A 16,672-nucleotide genomic window follows, 5' to 3' on the forward strand; every position below is an offset into this window, starting at 1 on the left:
GGCGGCACTCGCCGCCTGTTTCTTACGGTTTCCTTGCTACCGGTACATCCAGTTTTTTCAGGTCGTCCACAAAGGGAGAAGGATTCTCTTTGCTGAACAGTACCCAAACCCGATGCCGTGCGCGAGTGAGCGCAACGTACATTAATCGCCGTTCTTCGGCGTCCGGATAGTCCTCTACTGGCGGCAGTAGCGCCTCTTCCATAATGGACTCACGCGCCACAGCCGGGAAGCCATCACTCCCCTCCTGCAAACCAACGATGATGACGTAGTCGGCCTGTTGCCCTTTGCTGGCATGAATGGTCATAAAGTCGATTTGCAGCTTCGGCCAGCGCGTCGTGGCTTTATCCAGAGTAACGGGCTTCAGATGATGGTAACGCGCCAGTACCAGAATGCGCTCTTCGGGTTTGACATAACCAGATAGCTTGTCCAGTAAAGCGTCAAGCTGACTCTCATCCAACAAGGTGACGGCTTTTTTGTCACCATTCGTTAAGCTATTCAGCGGTTTTTTCAACTGATTAGGGTTCTGCTGAATAAAACGGTTTGCCACCTCTCCGATACGGCTATTGAAACGGTAAGTCGTGTCTAAATCACAGCGATCGCCTTCACCGAAGTTTTCATGGAAGGCCGTGGTGAGCGACATTTGCGCGCCGCTGAAGCGGTAAATAGCCTGCCAGTCATCGCCAACGGCAAACAACGTTGTCTGACTATTTTGTTTACGCAATGCTGCCAGCAAGGCCGCTCGCTGTGGGGAGATGTCCTGGAATTCATCAACCAGAATATGTTTCCACGGGCTGATAAACCGCCCTTTCTCAAGGATAGCAATCGCCTGATGAATCAGACCTGAAAAATCGACAGCGTTTTCCGCTTTCAGCGCACCTTTCCAGGCTTTCAGCAACGGTGCCATCAATTTGATTCGTTTACTGAACAGTTCCCGAATCTCTTCTGGCGCACTGGCAATCATTTCAGCCTGCGCGCCACCGTGCATCCGCATCAGACTGACCCAGCGATCGAGGCGAGATGCGAGACGACGCTGCAATTTGTCATCATCCCAGAAGTTGCCTTCTGGCACTGACCACTGCAGTTCTTCCATCAACCATTGTCGCCAGCCCTTCGCCTGTGCTTTCTTTTCACTACACTGCTTACGCCACTCAGCAATAAAGAGTTCATGGCGGGCTGCGGTGTCATTTTCCAGGTTGCTGACTGTCGGTACTTTTTTGCTACCTTGCTGAATAATATGCAGGGCCAGAGAATGAAACGTGCGCGCGGCAATCTCTTCGGTATGCAGCCGTTCGCGGATCCGCTCGTCCATCTCTTCCGCCGCTTTTCGACCAAACGCCAGCAATAAAATTTGCTCGGGTGATGCTTCACCACGCGCCAATAACCAGCCAGCGCGCGCCACCAGCACAGACGTTTTACCGCTTCCTGCGCCAGCCAGCACTAACAGGGAATGCTCACCATTAACCACCGCCCGGGCCTGCGCCGGATTAAGCGGTGAAGACTCAACCTGACGGAAAAAATCCGCATATTCGTTAAGCATGGTTTCGGTATACGCCTGATTATGCTGCAACCGACTGCCTTCAATATCTTTCAGCCAGGCCTGACATTTGCGCCACGCCTCACGACAGTTATCAAATTCCTCCAGGCGATTAACCGGTAATGGCAACGCTGACAAAGCCTGACGAATTTGTTGCTGTACCCCAGTGGTTTGCTCCCGCGTCAGCCATTTATTTTCTCCAGTGCGTGCAGCAATAAGATCCAGTTGTTGCTGCAATACGCCAGCGGCAATTTCGCTCATTTCCTCGCTCCAGCGCCGCCAGTGAGCATCAAGATGATGGTGAAAACGCTGCGTCTCTGCCCATTCAGTGCCATGAAGACGCACGACTTTTTCATCAGGCAATACAAATTCCAGCTCACCCCATACCAAACCACGTTTGCAGTGAATAGCCAGTAATTGATTGAAAGGAATAAGGTATTCGTGGCGATCGCCGGAAACTTTTATCCCGGCATTGAGGATCACCGCCCGATCGTAAGGGTGCTGTGCCAGACGTTTGCCAAGAGTTGTCGCTTTCAGTTCCATGTCTCTGTAGATCCACACGATGTCATTTCTTATCAGTGTAACCGCCAGAGAAAACGTGCTCCAGCCCAAAAAAACGTTACAATTGCCGCCCATTACTGAAAACCACAGTAAAGCGAGGTTTTATGCGTACCGTTTTGAACATTCTGAACTTTGTGCTTGGCGGATTCGCCACCACTCTTGGCTGGCTGTTAGCGACCCTGGTCAGTATTGTGCTGATTTTCACCTTACCGCTGACACGGTCCTGCTGGGAGATAACCAAACTGTCTCTGCTGCCTTATGGCAATGAAGCTATTCATGTCGATGAACTAAATCCGGCAGGCAAAAATGTGCTGCTTAACACTGGCGGTACGGTGCTGAATATTTTCTGGCTGGTTTTTTTCGGCTGGTGGCTATGTCTGATGCATATCGCAACAGGTATCGCGCAATGCATTTCCATCATTGGTATTCCGGTTGGTATTGCGAACTTTAAAATTGCCGCTATTGCTCTGTGGCCGGTCGGACGCCGCGTGGTATCGGTAGAAACAGCTCAAGCTGCGCGTGAAGCCAATGCACGTCGCCGTTTCCAATAATCCAACATTATGGCCTTTATGCTAAGTCCTTTGCTCAAACGCTATACCTGGAACAGCACCTGGCTGTATTACGCGCGCATTTTTATCGCACTTTGCGGCACCACTGCGTTTCCGTGGTGGCTGGGTGATGTAAAACTTACGATTCCGCTGACTCTCGGAATGGTGGCGGCAGCACTGACCGATCTCGACGACCGACTGGCGGGACGTCTGCGTAATCTCATTATTACGCTGTTCTGTTTTTTTATTGCCTCGGCTTCAGTAGAGCTGTTATTTCCGTGGCCCTGGCTGTTCGCCATTGGTTTAACGCTCTCCACCAGCGGCTTCATTTTGCTCGGCGGTCTGGGTCAACGCTATGCGACCATCGCTTTCGGTGCATTGCTGATTGCCATTTATACGATGCTGGGAACCTCCCTGTATGAGCACTGGTATCAGCAGCCTATCTATCTGCTTGCTGGTGCGGTTTGGTACAACATCCTGACGCTTATTGGTCATTTGCTGTTCCCTGTCCGCCCGTTGCAGGACAACCTGGCACGTTGTTACGAACAACTGGCGCGATATCTGGAACTCAAGTCACGTATGTTTGATCCTGATATTGAGGATGAAAGCCAGGCACCGCTGTATGATTTGGCGCTCGCCAACGGGCAACTTATGGTGACGCTGAACCAGACGAAAATCTCGTTGCTGACCCGCTTACGCGGCGACCGCGGTCAACGGGGAACGCGTCGTACACTACATTACTATTTTGTAGCGCAGGATATCCACGAGCGGGCAAGCTCTTCACATATTCAGTATCAAACGCTGCGAGAACATTTTCGCCACAGCGATGTGCTGTTCCGCTTCCAGCGCCTGATGTCGATGCAGGGACAAGCTTGCCAACAATTGTCACGCTGTATTTTGCTGCGTCAGCCTTATCAGCACGATCCACATTTTGAACGCGCTTTTACGCATATTGACGCCGCACTTGAGCGGATGCGCGAAAATGGTGCGCCCGCCGATCTGCTAAAAATACTGGGATTCCTGCTGAACAATTTACGTGCCATAGATGCCCAACTGGCGACTATTGAATCAGAACAAGCCCAGGCGCTGTCCCCCAATGCAGACGAAAATGAACTCGCCGACGACAGCCCTCGCGGGTTTAGCGATATCTGGCTGCGTCTTAAACGTAACTTAACGCCGGAGTCTGCACTATTTCGCCATGCAGTGAGAATGTCGCTGGTATTGTGTGTTGGTTACGCCATCATTCAGATAACCGGAATGCATCACGGGTATTGGATCCTGCTGACAAGTCTGTTTGTCTGCCAGCCAAACTATAACGCCACGCGCCACCGTCTGAAGTTAAGGATTATTGGTACGTTGGTGGGTATTGCGATTGGTATTCCTGTGCTGTGGTTTGTTCCGTCACTGGAAGGACAACTGGTGCTGCTGGTGATTACCGGCGTGCTCTTTTTTGCCTTCCGTAACGTGCAATATGCTCATGCAACGATGTTCATTACGCTTCTGGTGTTACTGTGCTTCAACTTGCTGGGTGAAGGTTTTGAAGTCGCGCTGCCTCGCGTAATCGATACGCTGATCGGCTGTGCAATAGCATGGGCGGCGGTGAGCTACATCTGGCCCGACTGGCGGTTTCGCAATCTGCCGCGAATGCTTGAACGCGCGACGGATGCTAACTGCCGTTATCTCGATGCCATTCTTGAGCAATATCATCAGGGGCGTGACAACCGTCTGGCGTATCGTATTGCCCGACGCGATGCTCACAACCGTGATGCTGAACTGGCGTCGGTGGTGTCGAATATGTCCAGTGAACCGAACGTCACACCGCAAATTCGCGATGACGCGTTCCGTTTACTGTGCCTTAACCATACTTTTACCAGCTATATTTCTGCCCTCGGCGCACACCGCGAGCAGTTAACCAACCCTGAAATTCTGGCGTTTCTTGATGACGCCGTTTGCTATGTTGATGACGCGCTACATCATCAACCTGCCGATGAAGAACGCGTCAATCAGGCATTAGCTGGCCTGAAACAGCGGATGCAACAACTTGAACCGCGGGCAGACAGCAAAGAACCTCTGGTCGTACAGCAAATCGGGTTACTGATTGCATTACTGCCAGAAATTGGCCGTCTGCAACGCCGGATTACTCAAGTTCCTCAGGAAACTCCTGTTTCGGTGTAATAGAATCTGCCCATTCTGCAAGCTCCTGGCGGCGTGCCACCGGGAGCGCAGCTTCATGAATACCGATAATTGCGCCTTCAAGCATGAACAGAATCTTTTCTGTCACCAGACTGTTATGCTGCCGTAGTCGCAACCAGCACATTTTCGCCCCCAGTATACGTAGCGCCCGAACATCCTTAATCCCCACTTCCCCGAGAATCGCTTCCAGGTGATAAGACATATTGGGCAAATCTTTCAGCCGTTGCTGGGTGTCGCGCGTACTTTTCTCTTTAAGCGCAGCGTCCAGCGAATATTTCGACAACCGCACCAACTTCTGTTGATTCCGCCATAAGCTTTCATCAACCCGGTAGTAATTGAGAGTAACGGGACGGCCACACTTTTTGTATGTCAGCCAGACTGGTGGATGTTTTACACAGTACTGTGCGCTTTGCTCACAAGCCCGAAGATACAACTCACCATCAGAAACCATCGCAAACACTGTATCGTCAACGGTCAGACTGTAACTGCCAAACAACGATCGATATTCAATAGTGCCTAACGTCGACAGGTATTCTTGTGACTTATAGATCCGCTTGTAGGAGAGGCTTTTCATAAAATTCCTTTTAAAATCATAATATAAAAGAATGATTCACATTAACGGATCCGTTAAATACGAAAATAGGCAACTTATTCTCAAGGGGCAAGATTAATTTAAGTTTTCAGGTCACCAACGACAAAAATTGCGAGGCTCTTTCCGAAATTTGTGTTGATCTTTGTTGTCACTGGATGTACTGTATATCCATACAGTAACTCACAGGGCTGGATTGATTATGTACACTTCAGGCTACGCAAATCGTTCTTCGATGTTCTCCTCCACAGCAAGCAAAATTGCGCGTGTCTCTACGGAAAACACTACAGCCGGGCTAATTAGTGAAGTTGTCTATCGCGAAGATCAGCCCATGATGACGCAACTCCTGCTTTTGCCATTATTACAGCAACTCGGCCAACAATCGCGTTGGCAACTTTGGTTAACGCCGCAACAAAAACTAAGTCGTGAATGGGTTCAGGCAGCGGGACTACCCTTAACTAAGGTGATGCAGATAAGCCAGCTTTCCCCTTGTCACACCGTGGAATCGATGGTTCGTGCTTTGCGTACGGGAAATTACAGCGTAGTGATCGGTTGGTTGGCAGACGATCTGACAGAAGAAGAGCATGCTGATCTTGTTGATGCCGCCAATGAAGGTAACGCAATGGGGTTTATTATGCGTCCAGTAAGCACACACTCTCACGCCACGAGACAACTTTCTGGGCTAAAAATTCACTCAAATTTGTATCATTAAGTAAATTTAGGATTAATCCTGGAACTTTTTTTGTTAACCCGTAGACGCTTTCACTTGTCACTAATTTTACTTGTGGAGGCTTGTCTGAAGCGGTTTCCGCGATTTTATCCTGTAAAGTATCGTTAACAAAAAAGGTTAAACGCACCTTATACAAGTCTTTTTTTTCATATGCCTGACGGAGTTCACACTTGTAAGTTTTCAACTACGTTGTAGACTTTACATCGCCAGGGGTGCTCGGCATAAGCCGAATTTATCGGCAGAGTTACAATTGAGCAGATCCCCCGGTGAAGGATTTAACCGTGTTATCTCGTTGGAGATATTCATGGCGTATTTTGGATGATAACGAGGCGCAAAAAATGAAAAAGACAGCTATCGCGATTGCAGTGGCACTGGCTGGTTTCGCTACCGTAGCGCAGGCCGCTCCGAAAGATAACACCTGGTACACTGGTGCTAAACTGGGCTGGTCCCAGTACCATGACACTGGTTTCATTCCTAACAATGGTCCGACCCACGAAAACCAACTGGGTGCAGGTGCTTTTGGTGGTTACCAGGTTAACCCGTATGTTGGCTTTGAAATGGGTTACGACTGGTTAGGTCGTATGCCGTACAAAGGCGACAACATCAACGGCGCATACAAAGCTCAGGGCGTTCAGCTGACCGCTAAACTGGGTTACCCAATCACTGACGATCTGGACATCTACACTCGTCTGGGTGGTATGGTATGGCGCGCAGACACCAAGGCTAACGTACCTGGTGGCCCATCCTTTAAGGACCACGACACCGGCGTTTCTCCGGTATTCGCAGGCGGTGTTGAATACGCGATCACTCCAGAAATCGCTACCCGTCTGGAATATCAGTGGACCAACAACATCGGTGACGCTAACACCATCGGTACTCGTCCAGACAACGGTCTGCTGAGCCTGGGTGTTTCCTACCGTTTCGGTCAGGGCGAAGCAGCTCCAGTAGTTGCTCCGGCTCCGGCTCCGGCTCCAGAAGTACAGACCAAGCACTTCACTCTGAAGTCTGACGTTCTGTTCAACTTCAACAAAGCAACCCTGAAACCGGAAGGTCAGGCTGCTCTGGATCAGCTGTACAGCCAGCTGAGCAACCTGGATCCGAAAGACGGTTCCGTAGTTGTTCTGGGTTACACTGACCGCATCGGTTCTGACGCTTACAACCAGGGTCTGTCCGAGCGTCGTGCTCAGTCCGTCGTTGATTACCTGATCTCCAAAGGTATCCCGTCTGACAAGATCTCCGCACGTGGTATGGGCGAATCCAACCCGGTTACTGGCAACACCTGTGACAACGTGAAACAGCGTGCTGCTCTGATCGACTGCCTGGCTCCGGATCGTCGCGTAGAGATCGAAGTTAAAGGCATCAAAGACGTTGTAACTCAGCCGCAGGCTTAAGTTCTCGTCTAATAAAAAACCCCGCTACTGCGGGGTTTTTTTTCATCTGTAGTAAAGTAAATGACCTTCGCCAGTTATTCCTTACCAAGTAATGCCTGCAAATCCTGCTTCAAAGAAGACATTTTATTCGCATACTTCTCTTTGTTTTCCGCATCTTCAATCAGCTGGATAATCGTTTCGGATAGCGTTTTACCGCGACGTTGCGCAAGCCCTGCTAACCTTTGCCAGACAATAAATTCCAGATCGATAGATTTCTTGCGCGTATGCTGATGCTCCGCATTAAAGTGCCGTTTTCGTCTGGCCCGAATCGTCTGTTTCATGCGATTAAGCAGCTCTGGATTCATATGTTTTTCAATCCAGCCATTTACGAGTACAGGTTCGTTCTCCAGCGATAGCAACACATCGACGGCTTCCTGGGCGGCACTGGCCTCTATGTAACGGGTGATCAACTCACCTTCACGGTGCTTCTTCACCAGATATTTCCATTTCCAACCACTTTCAAGATTTTCAAGTTGTTGATATTTCATAGCGATCTCAATGTTACCGTGTAACTCTTTACAGAATATCAGCTTTTTACCTGCGTGATGAAAAGAATCTCTGTCCTGTGAGCTTTAACGCGCATGCCGGGACTTTTGTCGGTGCTTTCTACGTGTGCTGCAGTGCCGGTTACGGTATAATCGCGCCTTTGACAACAGACTAAAAAACATCGACTTTGACCATTACGAAACTTGCATGGCGTGACCTGATTCCTGATACCGAAAGCTATCAGGAAGTATTCGCACAGCCACATTTGATTGACGAAAACGATCCTTTATTCAGTGACACTCAACCGCGACTGCAATTTGCGCTTGAGCAGTTGCTGCACGCGCGGGCATCATCCTCTTTTATACTGGCAAAAGCGCCGGAAGAATCCGATTATCTGAATCTTATAGCCGATGCTGCACGCACGCTACAAAGCGATGCAGGCCAACTGATGGGCGCTCACTATGAGATTTCCGGCCACACCATACGCTTACGGAACGCAGTTAGCACTGACGATAATTTTGCAACCTTAACCCAGGTTGTTACTGCTGACTGGGCTGAAGCCGAACAGCTTTTTGGCTGTTTGCGCCAGTTTAATGGCGACATTACCTTGCAGCCAGGACTGGTACATCAGGCCAATGGCGGCATTTTGATTATCTCCTTGCGTACACTGCTGGCCCAGCCATTGCTGTGGATGCGTCTGAAGAACATCGTCAACCGCGAACGCTTCGATTGGGTAGCATTTGATGAGTCGCGCCCTCTCCCCGTCTCTGTACCTTCAATGCCATTGAAGCTGAAGGTCATTCTGGTAGGCGAACGCGATTCATTGGCCGATTTCCAGGAGATGGAGCCAGAACTGTCTGAACAAGCGATCTATAGCGAATTTGAAGATACTCTGCAGATAGTCGATGCCGAATCCGTACGCCAGTGGTGTCGCTGGGTGACGTTTATTGCCAGACTTAACCACTTGCCAGCGCCAGATGCCGACGCCTGGCCGGTGCTTATCCGCGAAGCAGTACGCTATACCGGTGAGCAAGAAATGCTGCCCCTTAGTCCGCAGTGGATCCTCCGCCAGTGTAAAGAAGTCGCTTCATTGTGCGAAGGTGATACCTTCTCCGGCGAGCAGCTAAACTTAATGCTACAGCAGCGGGAATGGCGCGAAGGTTTCCTCGCCGAGCGCATGCAGGATGAAATCCTTCAAGAGCAGATCCTGATTGAAACCGAAGGTGAACGCATCGGGCAAATTAACGCCCTTTCGGTCATTGAATTTCCAGGCCATCCACGCGCATTTGGCGAACCTTCTCGCATTAGCTGCGTTGTGCATATTGGCGATGGTGAATTCACCGACATCGAACGAAAAGCGGAGCTTGGCGGCAACATTCACGCTAAAGGGATGATGATCATGCAGGCGTTTTTGATGTCGGAACTTCAGCTTGAGCAACAGATCCCTTTCTCGGCGTCACTGACCTTTGAGCAATCTTACAGTGAAGTGGATGGTGACAGCGCATCAATGGCCGAGCTCTGCGCTCTGATCAGCGCCCTTGCTGATGTCCCGGTGAATCAGAGTATCGCTATTACAGGTTCAGTGGATCAGTTTGGTCGCGCCCAGCCTGTGGGCGGTCTGAATGAGAAAATCGAAGGCTTCTTTGCTATCTGCCAGCAGCGTGAATTAAGTGGGAAGCAAGGTGTGATTATCCCCAGCGCTAACGTTCGCCATTTAAGTCTTCACAGTGAACTGGTGAAGGCGGTAGAGGAAGGCAAATTCACCATCTGGGCAGTGGACGATGTGACTGATGCACTGCCGTTATTATTAAATCTGGTGTGGGATGGCGAAGGCCAGACGACGCTGATGCAAACTATCCAGGAACGTATCGCGCAAGCATCGCAACAGGAAGGGCGTCACCGTTTTCCGTGGCCACTACGTTGGCTGAACTGGTTTATTCCGAACTGATCGGACTTGTTCAGCGTACACGTGTTAGCTATCCTGCGTGCTTCAATAAAATAAGGCTTACAGAGAACATGGTAGATAAACGCGAATCCTATACAAAAGAAGACCTTCTTGCCTCTGGTCGCGGTGAACTGTTTGGTGCTAAAGGCCCACAATTGCCAGCACCGAACATGCTGATGATGGACCGTGTGGTCAAAATGACTGAAACGGGCGGTAACTTCGACAAAGGGTATGTAGAAGCAGAGCTGGATATTAATCCGGACCTGTGGTTCTTCGGTTGCCACTTCATCGGCGATCCGGTAATGCCGGGCTGCCTGGGCCTGGACGCGATGTGGCAGCTGGTAGGATTCTACCTCGGCTGGCTGGGCGGCGAAGGTAAAGGCCGCGCCCTGGGCGTTGGCGAAGTGAAATTCACAGGCCAGGTGCTGCCGACGGCGAAAAAAGTGACCTATCGTATTCACTTTAAACGCATTGTTAACCGTCGTCTCATTATGGGCCTGGCGGATGGCGAAGTGCTGGTTGATGGTCGTTTGATCTATACCGCCAACGACCTGAAAGTAGGTCTGTTCCAGGATACGTCTGCATTCTGATTTTAATCAGACAGAGTATAAAAAGGCGAAACCTCCGCAATGCGGAGGTTTCTTTTTAAAGAGACAGAATCAGGCCATTACTACCCTGTCCGCCATGGCTTCTCGCCAGCCTCCCAGCCATTGTGACCTTTGATTCAGCGTCTGATAGGGACACATTTCTTTTGAGCGTCCGGCGATGCCGGCCTGATAACCACGTTGATGTGCCCGTTCCAGGCGATCTCGTTTTTGTCTCTTCATGCCTCGTTTCCCTCATACTGGTTTCTGGTGGAAAAGAAAACAGTGATTACTAAATGTGCAATCACAGTTAAGCAATACCGCGAATCATAACTGCCGTCAATGCGCAAAATTCACGCCACTGCCATATTTGTGAGCTACACGGGCATGTCGGTTGTACAAAAAATGTGAAGCGGAACAAGTTTTCCCATGGCTTATAAACAAAAAAACCGCCTCAGGCTACATGCCGGAGACGGTTATATTTACAAATCTTTATAATTAAGGTAGACGCTTTATCTCTTGCGCAATAGTCGCGGCTTCCTGACTCCAGACACTGGCCAGCACTTTGACCATTTCATCGTAGCCATCCTGATTCTGCACCCCTTCCACACGGAACGGACGTTTTATCAGTTGTCCCTGATGATTTAGTAGCCACTCGCCACTCACAATCACCTTACCATCGTAACGGCCATTAAACTCCGTCACTGTCACATTAAGCGTGTCCTGGGTGCTTCCCAAAGGCTGGGAGGCTACGACCCAACCGGGCAGTTGCGCACTCAGGTTAGCGACCAAAGTATTGCGCAACTGTTGATCCAGCGGGCTGGCCCACAGATTGTTATTAGCAATCACATACTTCACATCACTGGTTTGATAAACCACACCATTCCCCGCCAGATAATCAGGAACAACGACCTGCTCTACCCATAGCAGGCGGTTACCCTGGCTGGCGGTACTTTGCGTACCGCTCTGCACCACAGGCAATTGGTAATAGTTTTTGTTAATTTCACCGGAGCTGCATCCGGCCAGCCACAGTGCCGCTATCGTCACTAGCCACTTTTTCATTGTTTCGCCCTCTTCGGCTCTGGATCTTTTTTATCCTTCGCTTCAAATACCAGCGCGTTGCTCTTCTCGTTGAGCGTTTTCAGAACCGGTTGCAGTTCACGCAATACCTGATCAAGACGCTGCATATCCGCAACCATCTTGTTATAAGCTGCGGAACCCGGCTGGAAGCCCTGCATGCTACGATTCAATTCGCGCAGTGTCGACTGCATATCCGTCGGCAACTGTTGCATCGACTGACTGGCAAGGATCTTGTTCATACTATCCAGCGTAGTCTGCAGGTTTTTCATCGTGCGCTGACTTTCCGACAGCGTACTGGTCGCCTGTTCAATCATCGGGTTCAACGGCAGTTTGTTAATCTTATCCAACGCTTCCATCAGACGTTGCTGGATTTGCGCCAGACCACCGCTAACGGTCGGGATTATTTGATAGCCATTAAACTCACGCACACCGGTAATTGCCGGAGCATTTGGATAGAAGTCCAGATCGACGTACAGCGCTCCCGTGACCAGATTCCCGGTTTTCAGTGAACCGCGTAAACCGCGCTTCAGCAATTCGGCCAGGTGTTCTACCACATCAGCATTTTCACCTAGCTGCATTTTCAGTCGTTCTGGTTCAATACGCACCATGACTGGAATGCGATAATCATCGTTAAAGACCTGACGCATATTCGGCGCAAAGAATGGCACTTTGCTTACCGTACCGAGACGAATACCGCGGAATTCCACTGGCGCGCCAGGTTGCAGACCGCGTACCGAATCTTTAAAGAACATCAGATAATCAATGTGATCTGTGTACAGTGAATCCTGGATACTCTTCTGATCATCATACAAAACGAATGACGTTTTTGGCGCAACCGGCTGTCCCAAGTCCAGTCCTTCAGGCACGTCAAAGCTGACACCACCACTTAGCAACGTCGTCAATGACCCCATCTCTACGCGCATCCCCGCCGAGGTCAGATCCACCGCTATGCCGCTATCTTTCCAGAAGCGAACGTTGCTCGTTACCAGGCGGTCATAAGGCGCATTGATGAACAGTTGATAGCTGATATTACGCTTCTGGGTATCGAAGGTGCTGGTTTCAACCGACCCTACGCGATAACCACGAAACAGCACGGGATCTCCCGCCGTGAGCTGCCCAGCTTTGTTACTGTCAAGAATGACACGGATCCCTTTGGCATCTGGTGGGGCCAACGGTGGAGAATCAAGCAAATCATATTTTGTTTGCTTGCTGCCTGCAGCCCCCGGTTGCAACTCGATATACACACCGGAAAGCAACGTACCAAGGCCACTAATGCCTTCACGACCAATTTGTGGTTTCACTACCCAAAAGACAGTATCTTTGTGCAGCAGTTTTTCCATACCGGCGTTGAGACGCGCTTTGATTTCAACATGCGTTAAATCATCAGCCAGCGTGGCGCTTTCGACCACACCGACGTCCACGCTACGACTTTTAATGGTAGTCTTGCCGCCTTCTATTCCTTCCGCATTAGCAGTGATCAGGGTAACTTCCGGCCCTTGATGACTGTAATGATAAAAAAGTACCCAGGCCCCGATGAGTGCCGTAACGATGGGAAATATCCACACAGGGGACCAGTTCTTCACTTTCTGGATTTTGGCTTCCCCACTATTAGATTCCATACTGTCAGGACTCCTCATGCTCTGGTTCAGGTTGACGATCCCACGACAAACGTGGATCAAACGTCATCGCAGAAAACATTGTCATAATGACGACTAAAGCAAACATTAATGCACCCATTGCAGGATAAATACTCATTAAGCCTCCCATACGCACCAGCGCCGAGAGCACCGCTATCACGAAAACGTCAATCATTGACCAGCGGCCTACAAACTCAACAACTTCGTAAATCAAATGCATTCTTTCACTATCACGCTTGCCGTGCCCTTTCGCATCCCAGCACAGCCAGGCTATTGCGATCATCTTTAAAGTTGGCACCATGATACTGGCTAAAAAGATGACGGCGGCAACCGGATAAGAGCCTTCGCTCCATAATAAGATGACCCCGGCGAGAATGGTCGACGGCATCTTAGAGCCTAAAAAATCGGTCACCATAATGGGTAAGATGTTCGCCGGGAGATATAACATGATCGACGTAAAAAGCAGTGCCAACGTCCATTGCAGGCTGTTTTTGCGTCGAACATATCCTTTGGTGCCACAGCGCGGACACACGGGATTATCGGCAGGAAGAATTGCCGTACAGCATGAGCAAGAGCGCAGCCCCTGGCGTATTCCCGTTATGCCCGGTTTCAGCGTCTGGTGAAGCTCTGGCATCGGGGCAATATCATCCCATAACCAGCGGCGATCAACGCACTGAAAGGCGCGTAATTGCAGCACACAAAATAAACACCAGGGAATGAAACTACTGCCCACGCCAATGCTGCCGTAAGCCATCAGTTTGACAAAACTGACCAACACACCGGCAAGGAAAATCTCCGCCATTCCCCAGGTTTTAAGCTGAAAAAGTACCCGCCCCAGTTGTTCTTTTAAACGAACAGGTATTTCCGCGCGATTAACCAACAGTAAAATAGTAATCAGGCAAAACGCGGGGACCAGTTGCACAAACAACAGGAAAAAAGTACCGAGGCTGGCATAGTCCTCGGAAAACAGTACGCCCGGGATTTCCAGCAACGTAATCTCACTGGTTACCCCCGCAACGTTCATATTGACAAAAGGGAACAGGTTGGACAGCAGCAGCATGAACAGTGCAGCCAACGCATAAGCGGTAGGACGCTGTCGAGGGGCATCCCACGCAACGGTTAACGTTGTGCCACACCGAGGACATGCCGCCTTCTGACCATGCTCAAGGTGGGGTAAAACCACCAGCATGTCACACTGCGAGCACAGGATGTGCTTCGCGGCATGATGATGTTCGCACATTGGTACTCCTTAATGATGCGCTATTCTACAGAATGCTGACATAGCACTCGCTTTTAATGCCGGATGCTGAACTACCGCATTATCCGCTCAGGGAGCTCGTGGAAACGCAATAAATTGACGTTTCCACCCAGGCCAGATAAGCGTAGCGCATCAGGCAATTTGGCCGTTATCAGCAGTCTCTCTTTTCACTTAACTGATTAGCGATCAGCCACCATTTTTTAACGCTTCAAGATATTCCCAACGTTCAAAAGCCTGCTCCAGTTCCTGTTCAGCGGCAGTCAGATCAGCGAGCACTTTTTGCGTATGCTCATGTGGCTGGCTGAAGAAAGAGGCATCTGCCACCTGCGCCTGTAAGGCTTCCAGTTTTGCTTCTAAATCTTCAAGCAGTTGCGGTAACTGTTCTAATTCGCGCTGCAATTTATAGCTTAGTTTGCTACTGCTGCGTTTTACAGTTTCTGCTTTCGGCGCAGCTACTTCTTCGTTTTTTTTCACCGCAGGCTGTTTTAACGCCACATACTGTTCTTGCTGTCCGCGCGCGTCGTGATAACCGCCGACATAACGGCCAATTTTGCCGCCACCTTCGAAGATCCAGCACTCTGTTACGGTGTTATCAACAAACTGACGATCGTGACTAACCAGCAATACTGTACCCTGGTAGCTGTCGATCAGCTCTTCAAGCAGTTCCAGCGTTTCAACATCGAGATCGTTGGTCGGTTCGTCGAGGATCAGTAAGTTACTGGGTTTCAGGAACAGACGCGCCAAAAGCAGACGGTTACGTTCCCCGCCAGAGAGCGCGCGCACCGGCGTCATCGCCCGTTTCGGATGGAACAGGAAGTCCTGTAAATAGCCCAGTACATGGCGCGGTTTACCGTTAACCATCACCTCTTGCTTACCTTCAGCAAGGTTATCCATCACCGTTTTGTCGGGATCGAGTTCCGCGCGGTGCTGGTCAAAATAGGCGACTTCCAGTTTAGTGCCGACATGAATGCGTCCGCTGTCCGGCTGAAGTTGACCAAGCATCAGTTTCAGCAGCGTGGTTTTGCCGCACCCATTCGGACCAATCAGGGCAATTTTGTCGCCACGTAGAACCTGGGCAGAAAAATCTTTCACCAGTTGCTTGCCGTCAACCTGGTAGCAAACGTCTTCCATTTCGAAAACGATCTTACCGGAGCGACTGGCCTCTTCTACCTGCATCTTTGCAGTACCCATCACTTCGCGACGTTCGCCACGCTCGCGACGCATTGCTTTCAGCGCACGCACGCGGCCTTCATTACGGGTACGGCGTGCTTTGATCCCCTGGCGGATCCACACTTCTTCCTGTGCCAGTTTGCGATCGAACTCGGCATTTTGTAGTTCTTCCACGCGCAGGGCTTCTTCTTTTTCCAGCAGATACTGGTCGTAATTACCCGGATAGGTGACCAGTTTGCCGCGATCGAGATCGACAATACGCGTCGCCATATTGCGAATAAATGAACGGTCGTGGGAGATGAAAATAATCGTACCGTTGAACGTTTTCAGGAAACTTTCCAGCCAGTCGATGGTTTCAATATCCAGGTGGTTAGTCGGTTCATCGAGCAGCAACACGCGCGGATTACTCACCAGCGCTCGCCCTAATGCGGCTTTACGCAACCAGCCGCCGGAAAGCGACGACAGCGCGACGTTAGGATCTAATCCCAGCTGTGCCAGCACTTCGTTGATGCGGTTTTCCAGTTGCCACAGGTTGTGGTGATCCAACTGTTCCTGAACCTTCGCCAGTTCGTTAAGATTCTTCTCGCTCGGGTCGTTCATCACCAGGCGCGAAATATCGTGATAGCGTTTCAGGTATTCCGCTTGTTCTTCAATGCCTTCGGCAACGAAATCATAAACGCTACCCTCAACGTTACGCGGCGGATCCTGCTGCAAACGCGCAACGATCAGATCCTGCTCGTAAATAATGCGACCGTCATCCAGCCCCTGTTCACGGTTGAGGATTTTCATTAACGTCGATTTGCCCGCGCCGTTACGGCCCACCAGACAAACACGTTCGTTATCTTCGATATGCAGTTCTGCGTTATCGAGAAGCGGCGCGTCGCTGAACGACAGCCATGCGCCATGCATACTGATTAATGACATTAC

At 50.3% G+C, this 16,672-nt stretch carries 14 protein-coding genes; 6 read left to right on the forward strand and 8 right to left on the reverse strand.

What is annotated here, in order from left to right; translation table 11 throughout:
• Positions 1–22: 22 nt before the first annotated feature.
• Positions 23–2,077, reverse strand: a complete 2,055-nt coding sequence (helD, locus tag FEK50_RS21245) for a DNA helicase IV (protein ID WP_131162342.1) — start codon at positions 2,075–2,077, stop codon at positions 23–25.
• 122 nt (positions 2,078–2,199) lie between these two features.
• Between helD and FEK50_RS21250 the strand changes: the two genes are divergently transcribed.
• Positions 2,200–2,646, forward strand: coding sequence for a YccF domain-containing protein (locus FEK50_RS21250; protein ID WP_032161476.1), 447 nt, complete (start codon positions 2,200–2,202; stop codon positions 2,644–2,646).
• Positions 2,647–2,655: 9 nt separating this feature from the next.
• A complete protein-coding gene (gene yccS / locus FEK50_RS21255) occupies positions 2,656–4,818 on the forward strand; it encodes a YccS family putative transporter (RefSeq protein WP_130260791.1) in 2,163 nt (720 codons plus the stop codon).
• Here yccS and sxy read toward each other — a convergent pair.
• Positions 4,781–5,410: a CRP-S regulon transcriptional coactivator Sxy gene (sxy, locus tag FEK50_RS21260; protein ID WP_130205381.1), complete on the reverse strand. Its 630-nt coding sequence runs from the start codon at positions 5,408–5,410 to the stop codon at positions 4,781–4,783. The two genes, yccS and sxy, sit on opposite strands and share 38 nt — an antisense overlap.
• A 217-nt stretch (positions 5,411–5,627) precedes the next feature.
• Between sxy and sulA the strand changes: the two genes are divergently transcribed.
• Entirely contained in the window at positions 5,628–6,137 is a 510-nt protein-coding gene (sulA, locus tag FEK50_RS21265) for an SOS-induced cell division inhibitor SulA (protein ID WP_064528402.1), read from the forward strand.
• Positions 6,138–6,493: 356 nt separating this feature from the next.
• Positions 6,494–7,546, forward strand: a complete 1,053-nt coding sequence (ompA, locus tag FEK50_RS21270; protein ID WP_064528817.1) for a porin OmpA — start codon at positions 6,494–6,496, stop codon at positions 7,544–7,546.
• A gap of 74 nt (positions 7,547–7,620) precedes the next feature.
• Here ompA and matP read toward each other — a convergent pair whose 3' ends face one another.
• Entirely contained in the window at positions 7,621–8,073 is a 453-nt protein-coding gene (gene matP, locus FEK50_RS21275) for a macrodomain Ter protein MatP (RefSeq protein ID WP_131162315.1), read from the reverse strand.
• Positions 8,074–8,258: 185 nt separating this feature from the next.
• Here matP and FEK50_RS21280 point away from each other — a divergent pair, with 185 nt between their 5' ends.
• Both FEK50_RS21280 and fabA read left to right on the forward strand, forming a co-directional pair.
• Entirely contained in the window at positions 8,259–10,019 is a 1,761-nt protein-coding gene (locus FEK50_RS21280) for a Lon protease family protein (protein ID WP_131162316.1), read from the forward strand.
• A gap of 68 nt (positions 10,020–10,087) precedes the next feature.
• Positions 10,088–10,606 carry a bifunctional 3-hydroxydecanoyl-ACP dehydratase/trans-2-decenoyl-ACP isomerase gene (fabA, locus tag FEK50_RS21285; protein ID WP_000227926.1) on the forward strand — a complete coding sequence of 173 codons (519 nt, stop codon included), beginning with the start codon at positions 10,088–10,090 and terminating at the stop codon, positions 10,604–10,606.
• Positions 10,607–10,675: 69 nt separating this feature from the next.
• On the opposite strand, the gene rmf is transcribed toward fabA, so the two are convergent.
• From rmf to FEK50_RS21310, 5 genes are all read right to left on the reverse strand, one after another.
• Positions 10,676–10,843: a ribosome modulation factor gene (rmf, locus tag FEK50_RS21290; RefSeq protein ID WP_000828648.1), complete on the reverse strand. Its 168-nt coding sequence runs from the start codon at positions 10,841–10,843 to the stop codon at positions 10,676–10,678.
• 255 nt (positions 10,844–11,098) lie between these two features.
• A complete protein-coding gene (gene pqiC / locus FEK50_RS21295) occupies positions 11,099–11,662 on the reverse strand; it encodes a membrane integrity-associated transporter subunit PqiC (RefSeq protein ID WP_130222099.1) in 564 nt (187 codons plus the stop codon).
• Positions 11,659–13,299 carry an intermembrane transport protein PqiB gene (gene pqiB / locus FEK50_RS21300; protein WP_130205377.1) on the reverse strand — a complete coding sequence of 547 codons (1,641 nt, stop codon included), beginning with the start codon at positions 13,297–13,299 and terminating at the stop codon, positions 11,659–11,661. The genes pqiC and pqiB overlap by 4 nt, the downstream gene beginning before the upstream one ends.
• Positions 13,300–13,303: 4 nt before the next feature.
• Entirely contained in the window at positions 13,304–14,557 is a 1,254-nt protein-coding gene (pqiA, locus tag FEK50_RS21305; RefSeq protein WP_131162317.1) for a membrane integrity-associated transporter subunit PqiA, read from the reverse strand.
• 204 nt (positions 14,558–14,761) lie between these two features.
• Positions 14,762–16,669, reverse strand: a complete 1,908-nt coding sequence (locus tag FEK50_RS21310) for an ABC transporter ATP-binding protein (protein WP_131162318.1) — start codon at positions 16,667–16,669, stop codon at positions 14,762–14,764.
• Between the last annotated feature and the right edge of the window lie 3 nt (positions 16,670–16,672).

The organism is Escherichia sp. E2586, assembly GCF_005781105.1.
Taxonomy (GTDB): domain Bacteria; phylum Pseudomonadota; class Gammaproteobacteria; order Enterobacterales; family Enterobacteriaceae; genus Escherichia.

Excerpts from the sequence above, each read along its gene's own strand:
- helD (WP_131162342.1), bottom strand. The coding sequence starts at position 2,077 with ATGGAACTGAAAGCGACAACTCTTGGCAAACGTCTGGCACAGCACCCT.
- FEK50_RS21250 (WP_032161476.1), top strand. The coding sequence starts at position 2,200 with ATGCGTACCGTTTTGAACATTCTGAACTTTGTGCTTGGCGGATTCGCC.
- yccS (WP_130260791.1), top strand. The coding sequence starts at position 2,656 with ATGGCCTTTATGCTAAGTCCTTTGCTCAAACGCTATACCTGGAACAGC.
- sxy (WP_130205381.1), bottom strand. The coding sequence starts at position 5,410 with ATGAAAAGCCTCTCCTACAAGCGGATCTATAAGTCACAAGAATACCTG.
- sulA (WP_064528402.1), top strand. The coding sequence starts at position 5,628 with ATGTACACTTCAGGCTACGCAAATCGTTCTTCGATGTTCTCCTCCACA.
- ompA (WP_064528817.1), top strand. The coding sequence starts at position 6,494 with ATGAAAAAGACAGCTATCGCGATTGCAGTGGCACTGGCTGGTTTCGCT.
- matP (WP_131162315.1), bottom strand. The coding sequence starts at position 8,073 with ATGAAATATCAACAACTTGAAAATCTTGAAAGTGGTTGGAAATGGAAA.
- fabA (WP_000227926.1), top strand. The coding sequence starts at position 10,088 with ATGGTAGATAAACGCGAATCCTATACAAAAGAAGACCTTCTTGCCTCT.
- rmf (WP_000828648.1), bottom strand. The coding sequence starts at position 10,843 with ATGAAGAGACAAAAACGAGATCGCCTGGAACGGGCACATCAACGTGGT.
- pqiC (WP_130222099.1), bottom strand. The coding sequence starts at position 11,662 with ATGAAAAAGTGGCTAGTGACGATAGCGGCACTGTGGCTGGCCGGATGC.
- pqiB (WP_130205377.1), bottom strand. The coding sequence starts at position 13,299 with ATGGAATCTAATAGTGGGGAAGCCAAAATCCAGAAAGTGAAGAACTGG.
- pqiA (WP_131162317.1), bottom strand. The coding sequence starts at position 14,557 with ATGTGCGAACATCATCATGCCGCGAAGCACATCCTGTGCTCGCAGTGT.
- FEK50_RS21310 (WP_131162318.1), bottom strand. The coding sequence starts at position 16,669 with ATGTCATTAATCAGTATGCATGGCGCATGGCTGTCGTTCAGCGACGCG.